The 19706-nt window shown below is 64.8% G+C and carries 19 protein-coding genes; 10 read left to right on the top strand and 9 right to left on the bottom strand.

Annotated features, from left to right (window positions below; all coding sequences use genetic code 11):
- Positions 1 to 9: 9 nt before the first annotated feature.
- Positions 10 to 1260 (bottom strand): spherulation-specific family 4 protein, encoded by a 1251-nt coding sequence (locus AvAM_RS00595; protein WP_171012097.1) that lies wholly within the window; start codon positions 1258 to 1260, stop codon positions 10 to 12.
- 148 nt (positions 1261 to 1408) lie between these two features.
- Between AvAM_RS00595 and AvAM_RS00590 the strand changes: the two genes are divergently transcribed.
- A complete protein-coding gene (locus tag AvAM_RS00590) occupies positions 1409 to 2143 on the top strand; it encodes a hypothetical protein (protein ID WP_249367849.1) in 735 nt (244 codons plus the stop codon).
- Complete coding sequence (locus tag AvAM_RS00585) at positions 2140 to 2715, top strand: FlgO family outer membrane protein (protein ID WP_249367848.1); 576 nt, start codon at positions 2140 to 2142, stop codon at positions 2713 to 2715. The genes AvAM_RS00590 and AvAM_RS00585 overlap by 4 nt, the downstream gene beginning before the upstream one ends.
- A 147-nt stretch (positions 2716 to 2862) precedes the next feature.
- Here the strand turns inward: AvAM_RS00585 and flhC are convergent, their stop codons facing one another.
- The 5 genes from flhC to AvAM_RS00560 form a co-directional block, all read right to left on the bottom strand.
- Positions 2863 to 3414: a flagellar transcriptional regulator FlhC gene (gene flhC / locus AvAM_RS00580; protein ID WP_137745275.1), complete on the bottom strand. Its 552-nt coding sequence runs from the start codon at positions 3412 to 3414 to the stop codon at positions 2863 to 2865.
- A gap of 32 nt (positions 3415 to 3446) precedes the next feature.
- The gene (gene flhD, locus AvAM_RS00575) at positions 3447 to 3773 is read right to left on the bottom strand and encodes a flagellar transcriptional regulator FlhD (protein WP_008902803.1); all 327 of its coding nucleotides are present in this window, start codon (positions 3771 to 3773) and stop codon (positions 3447 to 3449) included.
- 317 nt (positions 3774 to 4090) lie between these two features.
- Positions 4091 to 4990 carry a sulfurtransferase gene (locus tag AvAM_RS00570; RefSeq protein ID WP_137745274.1) on the bottom strand — a complete coding sequence of 300 codons (900 nt, stop codon included), beginning with the start codon at positions 4988 to 4990 and terminating at the stop codon, positions 4091 to 4093.
- Positions 4991 to 5064: 74 nt separating this feature from the next.
- Positions 5065 to 5976, bottom strand: a complete 912-nt coding sequence (locus tag AvAM_RS00565) for a DMT family transporter (protein WP_137745273.1) — start codon at positions 5974 to 5976, stop codon at positions 5065 to 5067.
- A gap of 140 nt (positions 5977 to 6116) precedes the next feature.
- The gene (locus tag AvAM_RS00560; RefSeq protein WP_137745272.1) at positions 6117 to 7271 is read right to left on the bottom strand and encodes an aromatic ring-hydroxylating dioxygenase subunit alpha; all 1155 of its coding nucleotides are present in this window, start codon (positions 7269 to 7271) and stop codon (positions 6117 to 6119) included.
- 322 nt (positions 7272 to 7593) lie between these two features.
- On the opposite strand from AvAM_RS00560, the gene xseB reads away from it, so the two are divergent.
- The 4 genes from xseB (at position 7594) to AvAM_RS00540 (ending at position 12078) form a co-directional block, all read left to right on the top strand.
- Complete coding sequence (xseB, locus tag AvAM_RS00555) at positions 7594 to 7836, top strand: exodeoxyribonuclease VII small subunit (RefSeq protein WP_137745271.1); 243 nt, start codon at positions 7594 to 7596, stop codon at positions 7834 to 7836.
- A gap of 29 nt (positions 7837 to 7865) precedes the next feature.
- Positions 7866 to 8786 carry a polyprenyl synthetase family protein gene (locus AvAM_RS00550; RefSeq protein ID WP_375708125.1) on the top strand — a complete coding sequence of 307 codons (921 nt, stop codon included), beginning with the start codon at positions 7866 to 7868 and terminating at the stop codon, positions 8784 to 8786.
- Positions 8787 to 8852: 66 nt separating this feature from the next.
- Positions 8853 to 10745, top strand: coding sequence for a 1-deoxy-D-xylulose-5-phosphate synthase (dxs, locus tag AvAM_RS00545; protein WP_137745269.1), 1893 nt, complete (start codon positions 8853 to 8855; stop codon positions 10743 to 10745).
- A 250-nt stretch (positions 10746 to 10995) separates the two neighbouring features.
- Entirely contained in the window at positions 10996 to 12078 is a 1083-nt protein-coding gene (locus AvAM_RS00540) for a TRAP transporter substrate-binding protein (RefSeq protein WP_063462656.1), read from the top strand.
- 590 nt (positions 12079 to 12668) lie between these two features.
- On the opposite strand, the gene AvAM_RS00535 is transcribed toward AvAM_RS00540, so the two are convergent.
- From AvAM_RS00535 to AvAM_RS00525, 3 genes are all read right to left on the bottom strand, one after another.
- On the bottom strand, positions 12669 to 14453 hold the full coding sequence (locus tag AvAM_RS00535; RefSeq protein ID WP_137745268.1) for a TRAP transporter large permease subunit: 1785 nt from the start codon (positions 14451 to 14453) through the stop codon (positions 12669 to 12671).
- A 14-nt stretch (positions 14454 to 14467) separates the two neighbouring features.
- Positions 14468 to 15088 (bottom strand): TRAP transporter small permease subunit, encoded by a 621-nt coding sequence (locus tag AvAM_RS00530; RefSeq protein WP_137745267.1) that lies wholly within the window; start codon positions 15086 to 15088, stop codon positions 14468 to 14470.
- A gap of 181 nt (positions 15089 to 15269) precedes the next feature.
- A complete protein-coding gene (locus AvAM_RS00525; protein ID WP_137745266.1) occupies positions 15270 to 16394 on the bottom strand; it encodes a substrate-binding domain-containing protein in 1125 nt (374 codons plus the stop codon).
- A 50-nt stretch (positions 16395 to 16444) separates the two neighbouring features.
- Between AvAM_RS00525 and AvAM_RS00520 the strand changes: the two genes are divergently transcribed.
- Genes AvAM_RS00520 through AvAM_RS00505 form a run of 4 tightly spaced genes read left to right on the top strand, consistent with a single transcriptional unit; the run spans position 16445 to position 19577 of the window.
- A complete protein-coding gene (locus AvAM_RS00520) occupies positions 16445 to 17182 on the top strand; it encodes an ABC transporter permease (RefSeq protein WP_137745265.1) in 738 nt (245 codons plus the stop codon).
- Positions 17183 to 17187: 5 nt separating this feature from the next.
- Positions 17188 to 17907, top strand: a complete 720-nt coding sequence (locus tag AvAM_RS00515; protein WP_375708124.1) for a phosphate ABC transporter ATP-binding protein — start codon at positions 17188 to 17190, stop codon at positions 17905 to 17907.
- On the top strand, positions 17907 to 18743 hold the full coding sequence (locus tag AvAM_RS00510) for an extracellular solute-binding protein (RefSeq protein ID WP_375708123.1): 837 nt from the start codon (positions 17907 to 17909) through the stop codon (positions 18741 to 18743). The genes AvAM_RS00515 and AvAM_RS00510 overlap by 1 nt, the downstream gene beginning before the upstream one ends.
- Before the next feature lie 9 nt (positions 18744 to 18752).
- Positions 18753 to 19577: a molybdate ABC transporter substrate-binding protein gene (locus tag AvAM_RS00505; RefSeq protein WP_137745263.1), complete on the top strand. Its 825-nt coding sequence runs from the start codon at positions 18753 to 18755 to the stop codon at positions 19575 to 19577.
- Positions 19578 to 19706: the final 129 nt, after the last annotated feature.

The following is a 19706-nucleotide window of genomic DNA, read 5'->3' as shown; positions in this document are numbered from 1 at the left end:
CTACCGCCATCAGCACAAAGGCAAAGTGCGCTGTTTGTTGAGTGCATCCACGGTGCCCAGCATCTGCTGCCAGTAGGTGGGCAGCGCGGACCAGGGCGCTCCGATGGCCAGATTGGTGGCATAGACCAGACCAGTATTCATGCGCGGGCGATTGGCATTCTTCACGGCCGTTTGCATGTCGGTGCAGGTGCTTGCTGTGTGCACCAGCATCGCCTGCGCACTGTTGTCCTTGGCATAGACCCAGGTGTTGCCCGGCTGAGGGTCAATGTTCGTGTAGGCCGCCGCATTGCCCGCATAGGTCACCAGTGTGTCCGCTACGCCTGCATAGGCCGCGACCGGGTAGGTGCCTGTGTTGCCGATCACGACGGGGGCGGAGGGCGGTGTTGCGCCGGTGGTTAGGCCCGTGGTCAGCCCCTTCACATGGGTGTAGACCTCCTGGTAGTGTGCTACCCGGGAACTGTCGGTGGCCATGCCGTCCAGGAAGAAACCATCAAACAGGCCGGGGTAGAGCCGGATGTAGTTGGTGATGGTGGCCTTGATGTCGGCAACCGACAGCGCACCGCTGCTGGTTGACGTGGTGGCGACGTAGCCAATCACCCGGTTGCTGGTGCCCGCAACCGCCTGGAATGCCTTGATGGCCTTGGTGAGGTCTGTGTCTTCCTTGGTGTCCGCCGTCAGCACCCCACTGCTGGGGTTGGCGATGGCTGTGATTTTGACGTCGGGGTAGCTCGTCGCGCCGCCGGTGAGGGTGACCCAGGGCGACGTGGTGCCGGTGGCACTGAAATAGGCGGGCACCAGCACCTGCAATGGTTTGTGCGCGGGGCGCACATAGTAGGTAAGGCTGTCCGTGGCCGTATTGGAACTGCTGACGGCTGTGGCTGTGGTCTGGAAGGTGGCAGTGGGCGGCAGGCTGCTCACCGTCAATGTCGTACTGGCAACGCCGCCCACTGTTGTCGGAGCCACGGGTGCCAGGGTGGCTGCACTCGCAGGGCTGACCGTGAATGTCGTGGTGGTGCCGTTGGGGGCCTGGCTGCCATTGACGGTGACGTTGACCGACAGGGGCTCTGACGCGTTGGGTTCGAGCACGTTGTTGCCGGGTTGTACAAAACCCACGCCGATCGGCGCCGTTGGAACGGGGGCCGGTGCCGGTGTTGGTGCGGGCGACGGGGCAGGTGTGCTGGCCTTGTCGGAGGCACCTCCGCAGCCCGCCAGAGCAGCGGTCAAGGCCAGCAGGGATGCGAGGCGGTTTGTCGTGTTCATGGTGCGCATGGTGTTCAGGAGGTTCGTTTTGTGGAGCTATTGTGAACGCATGCCGTGGTGCTTCCAAGCGCTGAAAGCGGGGCTTTGGGCCGGAAAAGCCGTGTTGTTGTGCCGATCGTGGCGGGCCTGTGCCGCTACCATGGGTTCCATGTCATCCCCCTTCCTCCGCATTCCGAGCCTCGCGGTCGTGCTGGCTGCGGTGCTGCTGTCAGGCTGTGGCACCCTGGACGTGCCGCGCGCCGACAACTATCCTGCCACCGGCCAGAAAAAGGCGCGTGCCGTGCACCATTGGGATGTGCTCGCCGGCGACGTGGCGGCACGTGTGGCAGACAAAATTGCGTCCTGGCCACAAGGCGAGTACCCCATTCACGTCACGGTAGCGGACAACTCCAGCTTCAATCTCGGTTTTCTCAAGCTCTTGAAGGTGCATTTGCTCAATCGGGGGGTGGCTGTTTCGACAGTGCCAACCGCCGTAGAGCTGGAGGTGCAAACCCAGCTGGTCCAGCACGAGTCGGCGGTTCCCCGCAACTTGCCTGTTCCCATCGGCGGGACGCTGCTGGGCACGGGTGTGGGTGTCTGGCGCGACTGGAAGGTGCACTACGCAGACCGCACGCTGCTCCCGGGTGTGGCGACTGCACTGGGTGTGGGCGCCGGGGTGGCCCTGGACATGGCGCAGTTGTATACGCAAGGTGCTGCGGCGGGAGGCCCCACACGCACAGAAGTGCTCATTACCACTGCACTCAAAAGTCAGGACCGCTACCTGGCAGGGTCGGCAGACATGTACTACATCGAACGAGCCGATGCCGTGCTCTACCTTCCCGAGCTGCCGCCAGTTGCTCCGCCGCCCACTCCGGTCAAGACCTGGCGGGTGGTGGCGCCATGAAGATGCAGCATCCTCTGGTGCGCAGGGCCTGGTGGTGGCCGGCCATTTTTTTTGCGGCTTGCAGTCTTCCTGCCTGCGTCAGCAATCCGGTCAGTGCCTACTACTACGGTGACCGTTCCGGTGGTGGGGCCCGCTCCGACCTGATCGAGGTCAATGACCAGGCCACCGATGCGTTGCTGCAGAACGCGAGGCTGGACCCCCATCAGCCGGTGCTGGTGGCAACCTTGGTCAGCGTGGATCGGCTGAATGAGTCTTCCCGCCTGGGGCGCATTTTTTCAGAACAGATTGCCGGGCGCATGGTGCAAAGAGGTCTTCGCTTGACGGAGGTGAAGCTGCGCGAGAGCCTCGTGCTGCACCGCGACCAAGGGGAGTTGCTGCTTTCCCGCGAGGCGCGGGAGGTCAGTCAGGCCCAGAATGCCCAGGCCGTGGTGGTGGGCACATACGCGGTATCGGCGTCGATGCTGTACATCAGCCTCAAGATGGTGAATCCAGTGGGTAACCAGGTGGTTGCCGCCCATAACTACGCGGTGCCGGTGGACGAAAACGTGCGGACCTTGCTGGCTGGCCGTTGAGAAACGGTCCATTGCCGCGTGTATGTGGCCTGGCGGTAAAGACGAAATGCTGTGACCAAAAAGAAAACCAGCCACCCAAGGTGGCTGGTCGGTCCGTCAGGCACCCCGGCCTGTGCTGGTGGTTCTGGATTTCTGGACGGCGCAGGTTCAATGCAACATCAACGCACCCGCCGTCTTGCTCTTGCCTGCGCGCGCTGGGGGGTTGCACAGGCCGCAGGTGAAATGGCGGTTTTCGTACAGCTCGGTCACGAACTGGCCGCTGCACTGCGAGCACTTGGTGCGCGTCAGCATGCCGGCGTCCACAAACTTCACCAGGCGCCAGGCGCGGGTGAACGACAGCAGGGGCTCGATCTCGGCCGTGGTGACCTGCTCGTTGTAGAGCCGGTAGGCCTTGGTCAGCAATTCCACAGAATCCAGGTCCACACCCTTGGACAGGTACTCGTAGATGTTCAGGAACAGCGAGCTGTGGATGTTCTCCTGCCAGGTCAGGAACCAGTCGGTTGAGAAGGGCAGCTGGCCCTTGGATGGCGACTTGCCTGCAATCTCCTTGTAGAGGCGGATCAGGCGCTCATACGACAGCGTGGTTTCCGATTCCAGCACCTGCATGCGGGCACCCATCTGGATCAGCATGGCGGCGCGCTCGATCTGCTTGGATTCGTTGAGAACGCTCTTGGCTGGGGCTTTGGCGGAGGTGGACATGGCGGGCTTTCAGGCTGGATGAAGGTTCGGGTTCAGAGCACTTCCGACACGCGGCTGGCCATCAGGATGTTGGCGTGCAGTGTGTTGGTGGCTTCGTTGCCCACCTTCTTGGCCGAGTGGTTGGTCAACAAGCTCCACACCAGGTTGTCATCCACGCGGAAGCTGCAAAGAAGCGTGTTGCGTGACGCCAATTTCATCACTTGTGCTGCGGATAGCGAAGCGAGAATATCGGCAGACTCTTCGTTCATGCCCAGGCGGAACACGGCTTCTGCCTTGTCCTGGCGAATCAGGGTCTGTGCCAGCATCAGGTAAGTGAGGTTGGCTTCGCGGATTTCGGCGAGGAGTTGTTCGTTGGTCATGGCGGCTTCCTTTGTTCCAGTTCCCGGACCCTGCGTTGCCTGCTGGTTGCAGGTTTGCGTGATCCGTTGAAATGGATTGTGAAACCGCCCCAATCAGAAATTAAGTCGGGATTTGGCTGTGCCGCGTGTCTGGTTCTGCGGTGGGCTGTGTAGGAATTTGCCTTACACGCCGATCAGGCCTTGGCTGGCTTTTCAGGAGTGGGTTCCTGCTGCGTTGCTCGGCAGCGAGCCCTGAATTCTGCTCATGGTTTTGATAGCGCCTGCAAAGCCATCTTTTTTGCGCTTTTGCAACTGCCGCCGATCGGGTTGGGCCCCGGTCAGCCTTTTTCGACAGGTCGCGCAGGGTCGGCACACCACTCGCTCCAGCTGCCGGCAAAAAGTGCCGTGGGGCCCAGACCGGCCACTTCCATGGCCAGCAGATTGGGCACGGCGCTCACGCCGCTGCCGCACTGGTGCACCACGGTGGCGGGGTCGCGGCCTGCGAGCAGGGTGTCGAATTCAGCACGCAGCGTGGCTGCGGGTTTGAAGCGTCCGTCGCTGCCAATGTTCTCTGTGAACGGGCGGTTGAGTGCTCCCGGGATGTGGCCCGCCACCGGGTCCAGAGGCTCCACTTCGCCACGGTAGCGCGCGCCCGCCCTGGCATCAATCACGTTCTGCTGGGGGCTGTGCAGGGCGGCCAGCACGTCACTGGCCGTGGCCAGCCTGCGCAGGGGTTGGCCCAGTTCGAAATTGGATTGGAAATGTGCGGGCTCTTCACCGCTCTGCACGGGGCCCCCGGCCGCTTGCCAGGCCTGCAGCCCGCCGTCGAGCACCGCCACGGCGTCATGGCCGGCCCACTTGAGCATCCACCACAGCCGCCCGCAGTAGTTGGCACCCTGGCGGTCGTACACCACGGCCTGCATGTTGTTGGCAAAGCCCACGCTGGACAGCCACATCGCAAAGCGCTCGCGGCTGGGCAGCGGGTGGCGGCCACCGGATGCGGGCTTGTCGGCCTCCTGTGCGGTGACGGTGCCGCCCGCACCCGGCACGCCATGTTTGGCGCTCAGGTGGTTGTTGAGATCGGCGTACACCGCGCCCGGGATGTGAGCCTCGCTGTACTGCTGGGCGCCAGCCGAGGCCTGCATCAGGTCAAAGCTGCAGTCGAACACCATCAGCGGCGCGCCGCTGTCGATCTGGGCCTGCAGTTCGGTGGCAGAGATGAGGGTTGTGTAGGTCATGGTGTGTGCCGGTGCGAAGGGAAAACGGGCTCCATTGTGTCCAACTGCCTACAGCCTCGTGCAGCCACGTTGTATCAATGTTCTTCTGCGGGGGCTCCGGGCGCCGCGCGGGCGCGCAGGATGGTGGCCACAATGCCGCTGCCCACGATGAGGGCCATGCCGATCCAGCCGATGGGGGGGATCTGGTCACCAAACAGCAGCACGCTGTAGAGGCCCGCAAACACGATGCCCGAATACTGCAGGTTGGCCACCACCAGCGTGCCGCGCTGGGTCTTGGCGCTGGCATAGGCCTTGGTCATGCACAGCTGGCCCCCGGCGGCCAGAATGCCGATGGGCAGCAGCCACAGCGCCTGCCAGCCCGGCCAGGGCGAAGTGCCCGTGAACAGCAGGGCGCCACCGCCCGCCACGGCCGAGCCCACCGCAAAGTAAAAAACGGTGCGTGATTCGGGCTCGCCGATGCGCGACAGCGCCACCACCTGCATGTAGGCAAATGCTGCCGTCAGGCCGGACATCAGTCCGATCAATCCGGCAAAAGCCTGGTTCTGGTCCAGGCTGGGGCGCAGCATCAGCACCACGCCCACAAAACCGACCAGCACGGTCACCACCAGCGGGCCTTGCAGGGCGGGGCGGGGAGTGGCCGCAGAGGGGCGCCAGGCCAGCAACGTGCCCCCAATCAGAAAGGCCGCGATCCACACACTGCTCATGTAATTGAGCGTCATGGCCGTGGCCAGGGGCAGATGGGCGATGGCAAAGAACCAGGCCCCAAGCGACGTCACACCCACCAGGCTGCGCCAGGCATGCATGCCGGGGTACTGCGTGGCCAGCGTCACCTTTTGCGAACGCGCCAGCAGCCAGAGGATGAACATGCCGATCAGGCCCCGGTAGCACACCAGCTCGGCCGAGTTGAAGAAGTCCGATGCGATCTTCACGCACACGCCCATGCTGGCGAACAGGAACGCGGCCAACACCATCCAAAGGGCTTGCATCGGGTTGAGGTCTCTTCAGGGGCGCCGTGGGGCGCAGAAATGAAAATAGCTGCCAGCGCTTATTTTTTGAGCACTGGCAGCTATTGTAATGAGAGCAGGCCACAGCGGGCCTGCGGATTGGCGGGGTTTTGCCGCCGTATTCAGCGTTTTGCCGCAGCTGGGTCGAGGGTGTCGCTCCCCATAGCCTCGCGGTACCACTCGTGGAAGTGCTGCATGCCATCTTCCATGGGGCTCTGGTAGGGGCCGACTTCGTTGTCACCGCGCGCTAGCAGGGCCTTGCGACCGGCATCCATGCGCTCGCCGATCTCGTCGTCCTCGATGCAGGTCTCCATGTAGGCGGCCTTCTGCGCCTCGACGAATTCGCGCTCGAAGGCGGCGATTTCCTCGGGGTAGTAGAACTCCACCATGTTCAGCGTTTTGGTGGGGCTGATGGGGTGCAGCGTGGACACGGTGAGCACATGCGGGTACCACTCCACCATGATGTGTGGGTACAGCGTGAGCCAGATGGCGCCGTACTGTGGTGGCTTGCCGTCCCGGTAGTCCAGCAGCGCCTTGTGCCAGCGCTCGTACACGGGGCTGCCGGCCTTGCCCAGGCGGTTGGCTACGCCCACAGTCTGCACCGAGTAGTTCTTGCCGAACTCCCAGCGCAGGTCGTCGCAGGTGACGAAGCTGCCCAGGCCCGGGTGGAAGGGCCCGACGTGGTAGTCCTCCAGATAGACCTCGATGAAGGTCTTCCAGTTGTAGTTGCACTCGTGCAGCTCTACGTGGTCGAGCACGTAGCCGCCAAAGTCCAGGTCGGCGCGCGGGCCCATCTGGGTCAGGTCCGCAGCCACGTCGCAGCCGTTGTCTTCAAACAGAAGGCCGTTCCACTCGCGCAGCTTGTAGTTGTTCAGGTCCAGGCAGGGGTCGTGTGCAAAATGCGGCGCACCCAGCAGTTCGCCCTTGGGGTTGTAGGTCCAGCGGTGCAGGGGGCAGACGATGTTGCCACCGGCATGGCCCTTGCCCTGGCCCGACAGCGAGCCCTTGCCCTTGAGCATGACGGCCTGGCGGTGGCGGCAGACGTTGGAGACCAGCTCGATGCCGCCCTGGGCGTTGCGCACCAGGGCGCGGCCCTCGCCCTCCTGGGGCAGTGCATAGTAGTCGCCGGGGTTCGGCACGCTCAATTGATGCCCCACATAACGGGGCCCGCGCTGGAAGATGGTGTCCAGCTCGCGCTGGAACAGCGCTTCGTCAAAGTAGCTTGAAACTGGTAGTTGGCTTGCGGCCTGCTGCAGTTGAAGACTTAAATCAGACATGGGTGACCTGACCTAAAGACTCCCCACAGGGAAGTGCGGGAGGTGCGCCATGGCGCATCCAGAAAAAAGAAACCGGCTAGGGTGGGTAGCCGGCTCGACGGGAATGGGATTATAGGCGGTGGGGTTATTCCCGCACCCCCCCTACGTGTATTGAAATCCTTGTTCTAGACGCAGGTCAAACAGGCGCTGGCTGGTCCTGTGCCTTTGGCGGTTGCCGGGCGGGTTCTGGGGCGCCGCATCCATTCGGCGTGCTCCGGTCTGTGCGCCGTGATGGTGCGCCTAAAATGGCCGGTTTTCTCACCTGCGCTCTGCCGCCTCCCCCATGCCCAAGGCTCCTGCCACCCCCGCGCCGCCCGCCGAACCTGCCAGCTACGAAGCGGCGCTGGAAGAGCTGGAGCAGCTTGTGGCCCGCATCGAGTCGGGGCAGTTGCCGCTGGACCAGATGCTGGCCGGTTACCAGCGTGGCGCGGCGCTGCTGGCGTTTTGCCGCCAGCGGCTCACCGCCGTGCAGGACCAGATCAAGGTGCTGGACGATGGCCAGCTCCAACCATGGACCCAGGAATGAGTGCAGTGCCCGCGCCGACCGCCGCAGTGATGAGTCATCTCCCTTTGTTTGATGTGAGCCCCTGGAGCCAGAACCACCTGGCCCGCGTGGAGCAGGCCCTGTCCGGGTGGGTGGGCCACGGCGCCCCTGCCGGGCTGGGCGATGCCATGCGCTACGCCGTGCTCGATGGCGGCAAGCGCCTGCGGCCGCTGCTGGTGCTGGCCGCGTACGAGGCGGTGTGCAGTGGCACGCCTGCTGCGGAGGTGTCCGGCGAAGCGGCCCTGCGCGCCGCCTGTGCGGTGGAACTGATCCATGCCTATTCCCTCGTGCACGACGACATGCCCTGCATGGACAACGACGTGCTGCGCCGGGGCAAGCCCACGGTGCATGTGCAGTTTGGCGAAGCCCAGGCCTTGCTGGCGGGCGACGCGCTGCAGGCCTTTGCGTTCGAACTGCTCACCCCCGATGACAGCGCCGTGCCAGCCACCATGCAGGCCACGCTGTGTCGCCTGCTGGCGCGCGCCGCAGGCTCGGCCGGCATGGCGGGCGGCCAGGCGATCGACCTGGCCAGTGTGGGCGTGGCGCTGACCGAAGACCAACTGCGCCAGATGCACCGGCTCAAGACCGGCGCGCTGCTGCAGGGCAGCGTGCTCATGGGCGCCGTGTGTGGCCACGCGGCACCCGACGCCTACCAGGCACTGTCCGACTACGGGGCGGCCATGGGTCTCGCGTTCCAGGTGGTGGACGACATCCTGGACGTGGTGGCTGATTCCGCCACGCTGGGCAAGACTGCAGGCAAGGATGCCGCCGCCGACAAGCCCACCTATGTCTCGTTGCTGGGCCTGGAGCGCGCCCAGGCGCATGCCCAGGAACTGCTGCACGACGCCCACGCCGCATTGGCGCGCAGCGGTTTGCCCGACACCCGCGCCCTGGCCGCGTTGGCCGACATGGTGGTGCGCCGCTCTTACTAGAATTTGAACAAAATTGGCCTCTACCGCCTGTCCATCATGCGTTAGTAGCTATTAAAAGAATAGTAAATGTCCACGACCTCATTCCCCCTGCTGCAGACCATCAATGACCCGGCAGACCTGCGCCAGCTGGCGCGGGCCGACCTCAAGGCGCTGGCTGCCGAGCTGCGCGAGTTTGTGGTGCACAGCGTCTCCCAGACCGGCGGCCACCTCAGCTCGAACCTGGGCACGGTGGAGCTGACCGTGGCCCTGCACCATGTCTTCAACACCCCGGAAGACCGCCTGGTGTGGGACGTGGGCCACCAGACCTATCCGCACAAGATCCTGACCGGCCGGCGCGACCGCATGCACACGCTGCGCCAGCTGGGTGGCATCTCGGGCTTTCCGCAGCGTGCCGAAAGCATCTACGACACCTTTGGCACAGCGCATTCCAGCACCAGTATCTCGGCCGCACTGGGCATGGCCCTGGCCGCCAAGCGCAAGGGTGAGAACCGCCACGCGGTGGCCATCATTGGCGATGGCGCCATGACGGCAGGCATGGCCTTCGAGGCGCTGAACAACGCGGGCGTGGCCGACGCCAACCTGCTCGTGGTGCTCAACGACAACGACATGTCGATCAGCCCGCCCGTGGGCGCGCTCAACCGCTACCTGGCACAGCTCATGAGCGGCCAGTTCTACGCGGCTGCCAAGAACGTGGGCAAGACCGTGCTCAAGCCCGTGCCGCCGCTGCTGGAGCTGGCCAAGCGCTTCGAGCAGCAGGCCAAGGGCATGGTGGTGCCCGCCACGCTGTTCGAAAAATTCGGCTTCAACTACATCGGCCCCATCGACGGGCACGACCTCGATTCGCTGATCCCCACGCTCGAAAACATCAAGAGCCTGAAGGGCCCGCAGTTCCTGCATGTGGTGACCAAGAAGGGCCAGGGCTACAAGCTGGCCGAGGCCGATCCCGTGGCCTACCACGGCCCCGGCAAGTTCGACCCCAGCGTGGGCCTGACCAAGCCCGCCACCCCGCCCAAGCCCACCTTTACCCAGGTGTTCGGCCAGTGGCTGTGCGACATGGCCGCGCAGGACATGCGCCTGGTGGGCATCACGCCTGCCATGCGCGAAGGCTCGGGCATGGTCGAATTTGAAAAGCGCTTTCCCGACCGCTACTACGACGTGGGCATTGCCGAGCAGCACGCCGTTACGTTTGCAGCGGGCATGGCCTGCGAGGGCGTGAAGCCCGTGGTGGCGATCTATTCCACCTTCCTGCAGCGCGGCTACGACCAGCTGATCCACGACGTGGCCCTGCAAAACCTGCCCGTGGTGTTTGCGCTGGACCGCGCGGGCCTGGTCGGCGCTGACGGCGCCACCCATGCGGGGGCGTATGACATCCCCTTCGTGCGCTGCATCCCCAACATGGGCATGGCCTGCCCGGCCGACGAGCGCGAATGCCGTCAGCTGCTCACAACGGCCTTCGAACAGAACCATCCCGTGGCCGTGCGCTATCCGCGCGGCAGCGGCGCGGGTGTTGCGCCGCTGGCTGGTCTGGAGGCCCTGCCGTACGGCAAGGGCGAGATCCGCCGTGAGCGCCAGGGCACAGACGCCAAGGCGCCGCGCATTGCTATCCTCTCGTTTGGCACCCTGCTGTACCCTGCGCTGGAGGCGGCTGAATCGCTCGATGCCACCGTGGTCAACATGCGCTGGGCCAAACCCATCGACGAGGCCCTGCTGCGCGATGTGGCCGAGCGCCACGATGCCCTGGTCACGCTGGAAGAGGGTGCCATCCAGGGCGGTGCTGGCAGCGCGGTGACCGAGGCGCTCAACACCATGGGCATCGTGCGCCCCGTGCTGCAACTGGGCCTGCCCGATGTGTTCATCGAACACGGTGACCCCGCCAAGCTGCTGTCGCTGCAAGGGCTGGATGCGGCAGGCATCCGCGCATCGATTGCGGCGCGTTTCCTGCCCGGCCACGCCGCCTGACCGTCCGTGCCTGCCGGGTGGTGGAGCCCGGTGGTTGTTTCGCGCGTCGCCGGGCGCGCCTTTCCGTGCTGCCTTGCGGATGCTTGCAGAAGCCTGAAGGTGCATCGCCAGCGCCGGATTTCGCGGGAAAACCCGCAAAAGTCCCCCGGGGCATGTTCCTACAATGAGCCTCGGCTGAATCGAGTCCTTGGCTTGTCGTGCACAACGCGTGCAGTCCAAGTTTTGCAATCAATATATCGGAGAGAACCTCATGGATCGTCGTTCAATCATCAAGCACGCTGGCATCGCCGGTGTGCTGGCTGCGGGCGCTGCGCCTGCTGTCCACGCCCAGGCCGCCATCCGCTGGCGTCTGGCTTCCAGCTTCCCCAAGTCGCTGGACACCATCTACGGTGGCGCTGATGTGTTCTCCAAGGCCGTCAAGGCCATGTCCGGTGGCAAGTTTGAAATCTCCGTGCACGCAGGTGGCGAGCTGATGCCTCCCTTCGGCGTGATGGACGGCGTGCAGCAAGGCACCGTGGAGATGTGCCACACCGTGCCTTACTACTTCTATGGCAAGAACCCCGCCTTCGCGCTGGGCTCGGCCATCCCCTTCGGCTTCAATGCCCGCCAGATGAACGCCTGGATGCTGCATGGCAACGGCCGCAAGCTGATGAACGAGTTCTACGCGAACTACAACGCCATCAGCTTTGCAGGCGGCAACACCGGCACCCAGATGGGTGGCTGGTACCGCAAGGAAATCAAGTCGCCTGCCGACTTCAAGGGCATGAAGATGCGCCTGGGCGGCGGTCTGGTGGGTGAAGTGATGCAGAAGTTGGGTGCCGTGCCCCAGAGCATCCCTGGCGGTGAAATCTACCAAGCCCTCGAAAAGGGCACGCTGGACGCTGCCGAGTGGGTGGGTCCTTACGACGACCAGAAGCTGGGCTTCAACAAGGTTGCTCCCTTCTACTACTACCCCGGCTGGTGGGAAGGTGGTCCTGAAGTGGACTTCTTCGTCAACCAGAAGGCGTTTGACGGCCTGTCGGCTGAGAACAAGGCCATCATCGAAGCCGCTACCAATGTGGCCCACATCGACATGCTGGCCAAGTACGACGCACTGAACCCGACGGCGCTCAAGCAACTGGTGGCTGCCAAGACCAAGGTGCTGCCGTTCTCGCAGGCGGTGATGGATGCCTCCTTCAAGGCCTCCATGGAAGTGTTCGCCGAGAACGACGCCAAGAGCCCCGAGTGGAAGAAGATCTACGCCGACATGCGCACTTTCCAGCGCGATCAGATCCTGTGGTTCCGCTTTGCCGAAGCCCGTTACGACACCTTCATGTCCGCGCAGAAGGTCTAAGCGCTGCGAGTCCTTGCGGCCCCGTGCCGCATGGTTCCAACGATCAACCCGCCAGGTTCGCCTGGCGGGTTTTTTTGTGCCTGAGCCTTGCCAACAGTGCTTGTCTTGTGCCCGGTGCCCGGGGTGGCGTGATATTCCCGCTGCAGAGCTGCTGATGCTGGAGGGGCGATGGCGGGAAGCGGCTGTGCGAAAGGCGGCCATGCGGGATGGGGCAGTGTTTCTAACCGCGCATGTCTCGGGATGGAGGGGCGGAAGCTTCTGCAGCGGGCTGTAAAAGCGCCAGTCGGCATTGCGCTGGCCCTTGCCTTGCGCCGTCCTCCACAGTCCCGTTCCCGAGTCCCTGCAACTGCGCCACGACCCCGCCTGGCGAGTTGCGGACACAAACATCGGAGGGTGCCCCGGCCTGCCTTCTGTGGGTGCCGGGTGTTCCGCACCACGGGTGGCCTGGGGCTGCTTCTGGTCTGCCCTCGATCGGTCCCTGTGCGTGCGGCCATGAAAAAAGCCCCGGCGGATGGCGTCCGCCGGGGCTTTGAAGGGGCTCTGTGAGAGGCTGTTGTCAGGGGTGTTGCCGCCCCTGCAGCCGTGTCACATCACTTCTTATCGTTGGCCATCGAGTCTTGCAGGGCCTTCAGTGGGTCATCTGCTGCGGGCGCTGCCGTGTCGCTGCCGGGGGCTGCTGCGGCGCCCTCCATGCCTGCGGTGGGGTCCGCGGCTTCGGCTGCCTCGCCTGGCATGGTGGCTTCCATTTCCATGCGCACCTTGTCGAGGTCATAGACCACTTCCTTGTCGAGACCGCTGGAGACGATGCCGGGGAACGCAATGATCAGGCCCACCATCAGCAGCTGGATGCACAGGAAGGGAATGGCGCCCCAGTAGATCTGTGGCGTGGTCACTGGTGCAATCATCTTCTTGGTGACCTTGTCCATGTACTCCTTGGCTGGTGCCACGCTGCGCAGGTAGAACAGCGCAAAGCCAAATGGGGGGTGCATGAACGAGGTCTGCATGTTCACGGCCAGCAGCACGCCGAACCAGATCAGGTCAATACCCAGCTTGTGGGCCACGGGGGCCAGCAAAGGCACCACGATGAAGGACAGCTCGAAGAAGTCCAGGAAGAACGCCAGGAAGAACACCATGATGTTCACGACGATGAGGAAGCCGAGCTGGCCGCCAGGCAGGCCGGTCAGCAGGTGCTCCACCCACAGCGGGCCGTCCACACCCTGGAAGGTGAGACCGAAGATGGTGGCTCCCACCAGGATGAAAACCACAAAACACGACAGCTTGGTGGTGGTGGTGATGGCCTGCTTGAGCAGCGACAGCGTCAGTCGGCCACGGATGATGGCCATGATGCCGGCGCCCAGTGCGCCCATGGCGCCGCCTTCGGTGGGGGTGGCAACACCCAGGAAGATGGTGCCCAGCACCAGGAAGATCAGCAGCAGCGGCGGGATCAGCACAAAGGTCACACGCTCGGCCACGCGGGAGAGCAGGCCCATGCGGGTGATCTTGTTGATGCTGGCGGCCACAAAGGCCAGGGCCACGCCAAAACACATGGAGACCACGATGGTTTCGTCCAGCGCGACCTTGTCTACGGTTTCACCCGACCACCAGCTGTGCAGGGCGGGCATGTTCTTGGCGACATAGATCGAAGCGGCCACGCAGATGCCGGTCAGCACCAGCAGCGAAGGCACGCCGCTCTTGCCGTCGTCACCCCGGAGCGTGCGTGCTTCGGGGGGGATGGCAGGCACCCACTGGGGCTTGAAGATGGCCAGCAGGATGACGTATAGCGCATAGAAGCCGGTGAGCATCAGGCCGGGCAGGAAGGCGCCCTTGTACATGTCGCCCACGCTGCGGCCCATCTGGTCGGCAATGATGATCAGCACCAGAGAGGGCGGAATGATCTGCGCCAGCGTGCCGGAGGCGGCAATCACCCCGGCGGCCAGCCGCCGGTCATAGCCGTACCGCAGCATGATGGGCAGCGAGATCAGGCCCATCGAGATCACCGAAGCGGCCACCACGCCCGTGGTGGCTGCCAGCAGCGCGCCCACGAAGATCACGGCCAGTGCCAGGCCACCACGGATGGGACCGAACAGCTGACCGATGGTGTCCAGCAGGTCTTCCGCCATCCCGCTTCGCTCCAATATGAGCCCCATGAGCGTGAAGAACGGAATGGCCAGCAGGGTGTCGTTCTGCATGATGCCGAAGATGCGCAGCGGCACGGCTTGCAGCAGGGCCTCGGGCAATACATTCAGCTCGATGCCGATGAATGCGAAGAACAGGCCGCAGGCACCCAGGCTGAAGGCGACCGGGAAGCCGACCAGCAAGAAGCAGATGAGCCCCGCGAACATGATCGGGGCGAGGTTGTGTGCAATGAATTCCATGGTGTGTGCTCCGCTCAGACGGCCTCGGTCTTGTTCTTGCCGTTGCCCTTGGCGGCTTCAGCCAGGTTGCGGATCGATTCGGCGAGTTCTTCCTCGGCGGTTTTTTCCACTTTCTTGACCGTGGGGTCTTCGATCAGGCCCTGGAGGAAGCCCAGGCGCTTGATCAGCTCGGAGATACCCTGCAGCCACAGCAGCGCAAAGCCCAGCGGCATCATCAGGTAGACGGGCCAGCGGATCAGGCCGCCTGCGTTGTTCGACATTTCGCCCGACGCCAGTGCGCGGGTGAAGAAGGGAATGCCATACCAGAGCACGGCCAGGCACATGGGCGTGAGGAAGGCGATGTAGCCAAACACGTCGATCCAGATCTGGGTGCGCTTGGAAAAGCGGCTGGAGATCACGTCCACCTTCACATGCTCGCCCTGCAGCAGCGTGTAACCCGCTGCCAGCAGGAACGAAGCGGCAAACAGGTACCACTGCACTTCGAGGAAGGCGTTGGAGCTGATGTTGAACGCCTTGCGCACGATGGCATTCACGCCGCTGATGATTGTGGAGGCCAGAATCAGCCAGACCACGTATTTACCGACCTGGGTGTTAAGCCAGTCGATCCCCCTTGATAACTTCAGTAGAGCCTGCATGGTGTCTCCAATAAAAAGGCTGTGCATGCGATATGTCGGGCTGCGCGCAGGTGGGCGCAGCGGCCCGACAAACTTTTACAACGGCGCGATTCTACGGAGCACTGTAGGCCCAGGCTGACGGATGCGTGACGGTGTTATCCCGCAGCAGGCTCTTGTTCTTTAGCTATCAAAAGTGGAGCGATTAGGGTTTCTTCCTAGATGTCGGAGCGCGTTTTTTGCGCGTGAACTCCCACCAGGGCAGTACCCGGCTCATGGCCAGCACCTCGCCGCAGCGCAAGGGGCTGTAGCCGGGCAGGGTGGCCATCTGCGCCAGCCATTCGGGGGTTTGCAGCAGGGTGCGCAGGGCCAGCGTGGCGGGCTGGTCCAGGCTGGCTTTCAGGCAGGCCAGGTGGTAGCGCTCGTGCACCAGCGGCACAAAATCCAGCCCGCGCGCACGCGCCGCCACCTCGATGCCCATGCCCACATCGGCCGCCCCGGCGGCCACGGCCTGGGCAATGGCGGTGTGGGAGGGCTCGTTGAGTTCGTAGCCCAGGATGCGGGCCGGCTCCAGCCCCGCCTGCGCGAGCAGGTCGTCCAGCAGCACCCGCGTGCCTGTGCCCAGAGGGCGGTTCAAAAAGCGGGCGCCGGTGCGGGCCACATCCTGCAGGCTCTGCAGCGCCAGCGGGTTGCCCGGCGCGACGATGAGGCCCTGCGTGCGCTGCGCAAAGCCGATGATCTTGTGCAGGCCCGGCTGCAGCAGGGGCTGGTAGGTCTGGGCGGTGAGCGAGTCGGCCCCGGCCTTGTCCACCGTGTGGAAGCCTGCGAGCGTGCCGCGCCCCTCGTTCAGTGCGCGGATCGCGTCCACGCTGCCGGTGAAGCGGATATCCAGGTGCAGCGCCCCTGTATCGGCCTGTGCGGCGTGTGTGCGCAGCGCCACCAGGGCGTCGTCGTGGCTGGCGTACAGGGTAAGCACATGGGCGTTGGGGTCGAAGGCCACGGCAAACGCGCGCTCCAGGTCGGCGTTCAGGGCTGCAATCTGCGGTGCCAGCCGGGCCTGGGCCTGGCGCTCGGCCCACAGCAGCTTGGCGCCAAACTCGCTGAGTTGGGCCGACTGGCCCTTGCCCCAGATGATCAGCTCGCCGCCCAGCTGGTCCTCCCAGCGCTTGAGTGCGCCCCAGACATGGCGGTACGAGAGGTCCAGTGCGCGTGCAGCGCCAGAGATGGATCCGTGTTCTGCCACGGCCTGCAGCAGCTCGGGCAGCGGGTTGCGGATGAGGGCGTTGCCTGCATCCTTGCTGAGTGTGTAGTGAAGTTGGACCCTATGCACGGACGTTCATATCGCTGGATATTGGATGGGTGCCTACGATAGCCGAACCCATGTCTACCCTCACCGAAAGCGCGGTCACAGCGCTGCAGCTCACCCTCTCCTCCGACCCCGTCCTCTGGACCATCGTGGGCCGATCCCTGTCCGTCAGCGCCACCGCATGCCTGTTGGCGTGTGGTGCGGGCCTGGTGCTGGGCGCCTGGCTGGGCGTGGCCCGCTTCACGGGGCGCGGGGCGGCACTGGCGGTGCTCAACACCCTGCTGGCCGTGCCCTCGGTGGTGGTGGGGCTGGTGGTTTACCTGGTTCTGTCGCGCAGCGGGCCGCTGGGGTCGCTGGGCTGGTTGTTCAGTTTCAAGGCCATGGTGCTGGCGCAGGCCATCCTGGTGCTGCCTGTGGTCACGGCGCTTACGCGCCAGGTGGTGGAAGACGCCGAACGCGCGCATGGCGAGCAGTTGCGGTCCATGGGCGCGGGCCCGTTGGTGCGGGCGCTGCTGCTGGCCTGGGACGAGCGCTATGCCTTGCTCACAGTGCTGCTCGCATCGTTTGGCCGCGCCATTTCCGAGGTGGGTGCGGTGATGATCGTGGGCGGCAACATCGACGGTTTCACGCGTGTGATGACCACCGCCATCGCGCTGGAGACCAGCAAGGGCGACCTGCCGCTGGCGCTGGCGCTGGGCATCATCCTGCTGGCCGTGGTGCTGGCGCTCAATGTGCTGATTGCGCTGCTGCGCCGCTGGCGCGAGCGGGTGGATGGCTCGGCATCCGGCACCTCGGTGGGGGTGGCTGCATGAGCGGCTTGCCAGACACCCCCTGGGCCGAACTGCGCCAGGTGACGGTGCGCTATGGCCGCGTGCCCGCGCTCGAACAGGTCACGCTGCGCATCACCCCCGGCGAGCGCGTGGCGCTGGTGGGCGCCAACGGCTGTGGCAAAAGCACCTTGCTGCGTTTGCTCAATGGTCTGGCGGGCACCCAGGCGGGCGGCCTGCACTGCGATGCCACGCTGCGCCAGGCCATGCTGTTCCAGCGCCCGCACATGCTGCGCACCAGCGCGCAGAACAACGTGGCGCTGGGCCTGTGGTTGCGTGGCATGCGCTGGCGCGATGCGCGGCTTCAGGCGCTCACGGCGCTGCAGCGCGTGGGCCTGCAGGACATTGCTGCGCAGAACGCCCGCACGCTGTCCGGCGGCCAGCAGCAGCGCGTGGCGCTGGCCCGCGCCTGGGCCCTGCGGCCCGATGTGCTGCTGCTGGACGAACCCACCGCCAGCCTCGACCCGCATGCCAAGCGCGAGGTCGAGGCCCTGATGGCCGACTTTGCCGCCAGCCACGGCGCCGCAGGCCCGGCCCACCCCGTGACCATGGTGTTCAGCAGCCACAACCTGGGCCAGGTCAAGCGCCTGGCCAGCCGCGTGATCTACCTGGAGCACGGCCGCCTGGTGGCCGACCTGCCCGTGCACGATTTTTTCAACGGCCCCTTGCCGGAGGCTGCCCGTTTGTTTGTCAAAGGAGAACTGGGATGATGTCGATGACAGAAAATTTCAAGGTTTTTAAGCCTCTTGCGCGCGTCCAGTATGCGCTGATAGCTACTGTTTTTGTAGCGAGCGGCACTGCGTCAGCCCAGAGCATCACGATGGCGTCCACCACGTCCACCGAGCAGTCGGGTCTGTTTGGCCACTTGATGCCCGAGTTCAAAAAGGCCAGCGGCCTGGATGTGAAGGTGGTGGCCCTGGGCACCGGCCAGGCGCTCGACATGGCACGGCGCGGTGACGCCGATGTGCTGTTTGTGCACGACCAGGTGGCTGAGGAAAAGTTTGTGGCTGACGGCTGGGGCGTGAAGCGCTACCCCGTGATGTACAACGACTTCATCCTGATTGGCCCCAAGGACGACCCGCTAGGCACCAAGGGCAAGGACATCGTGGCGGCGCTGCAGAAGCTGGCCACTGCCAACGGCAACTTTGTCTCGCGCGGCGACAAGAGCGGCACCCACGCGGCCGAGCTGCGCTACTGGAAGCTCGCGGGCGCTGACGCAGCCAAGGGCAGCGGCTACAAGGAATGCGGCTGTGGCATGGGCCCTGCGCTCAACATCGCCGCGTCGAGCAACGCCTACGTGCTGGCCGATCGGGGCACCTGGCTCAACTTCAAGAACCGTGCCGATCTGGCCATCCTGGTCGAGGGCGACACCAAGCTTTTCAACCAGTACGGCGTGATGGTGGTCAACCCTGCCAAGCACCCGCATGTGAAGACACAGGACGCGCAGAAGTTTGTGGACTGGGTGGTGTCGCCCACAGGCCAGCAGGCCATTGCGGGCTACAAGATCGGTGGGGAGCAGCTGTTCTTCCCCAACGCAGCGAAGTGAGCGGTCGCCATGGCACGCCGTTCCCTGGTGGCTGCGGCTGCAGTCGCCGCGTGGGCCCTGGCCGGTTGTTCGGCGGGCCCTGCGAAGGCGCCGGTGGCTGACACAGCCCCTGTGCTGGTCCACGCCGCAGGCAGCCTGCGCGAGGCCTTCACCGAGATCGCCCGCGACCACGAAGCGCGCACGGGCCAGAAAGTGGCGCTGGCCTTTGGCGCCTCGGGCCTGCTGCGCGAGCGCATCGAAAAGGGCGAGCCCGCGCAGGTGTTTGTCTCGGCCGACACCGACCACCCCCAGCGCCTGGCGGCGCGGGGCGGCTGGTTGGCCCCGGTGGTGTTCACACGCAATGCGCTGTGTGCCTTGACCAGCGAGCAGATCAGCGCCACCCCCGACACCCTGCTGGCCACCCTGCTGCGCAACGATGTGCGTGTGGGCACCTCCACGCCCAAGGCCGACCCGTCGGGCGACTACGCTTGGGCGTTGTTCCGCCAGGCCGACAAGATGCAGACGGGCGCCTACGCGCAGCTGGACGCCAAGGCCCTGAAGCTCACGGGCGGTGCGGATTCGCCCAAACCGCCTACAGGCCGGGGCACCTACGCCTGGGTGATGGACCAGCGCCAGGCCGATGTGTTCCTGACCTACTGCACCAATGCCGTGGCCGCGCAGGCCGAGGTGCCGCGTCTGCGCGTGGTGCAGCTGCCGCCTGCGCTGCAGGTGGGCGCGGCCTATGGCCTGACGGTGCGCGCCGATGCGCCTGCGGCAGCGCAGGCCTTTGCCGAGGCGCTGCGCCAACCGGCGGCACAGGCGGTGCTGCGCCGCATGGGGTTTGGGGCGCCCTGACCACCGCGCGCATAGGGCGTTGATTCTTGTGTGCACACACCGCGTCTGCCCGCCTGGTGGGGCGGCACGGTGTGTGGCTTTTTCAGATGGTTGAGCCGTGGCGCGGCAACACCCGCAATTTCCCAGTCG

It is taken from the genome of Acidovorax sp. NB1, from assembly GCF_005405905.1.
GTDB lineage: Bacteria > Pseudomonadota > Gammaproteobacteria > Burkholderiales > Burkholderiaceae_C > Acidovorax.
The sequence above is the reverse complement of the archived record's forward strand: the minus strand, read 5'-3'. Positions and strand labels throughout refer to the sequence as shown.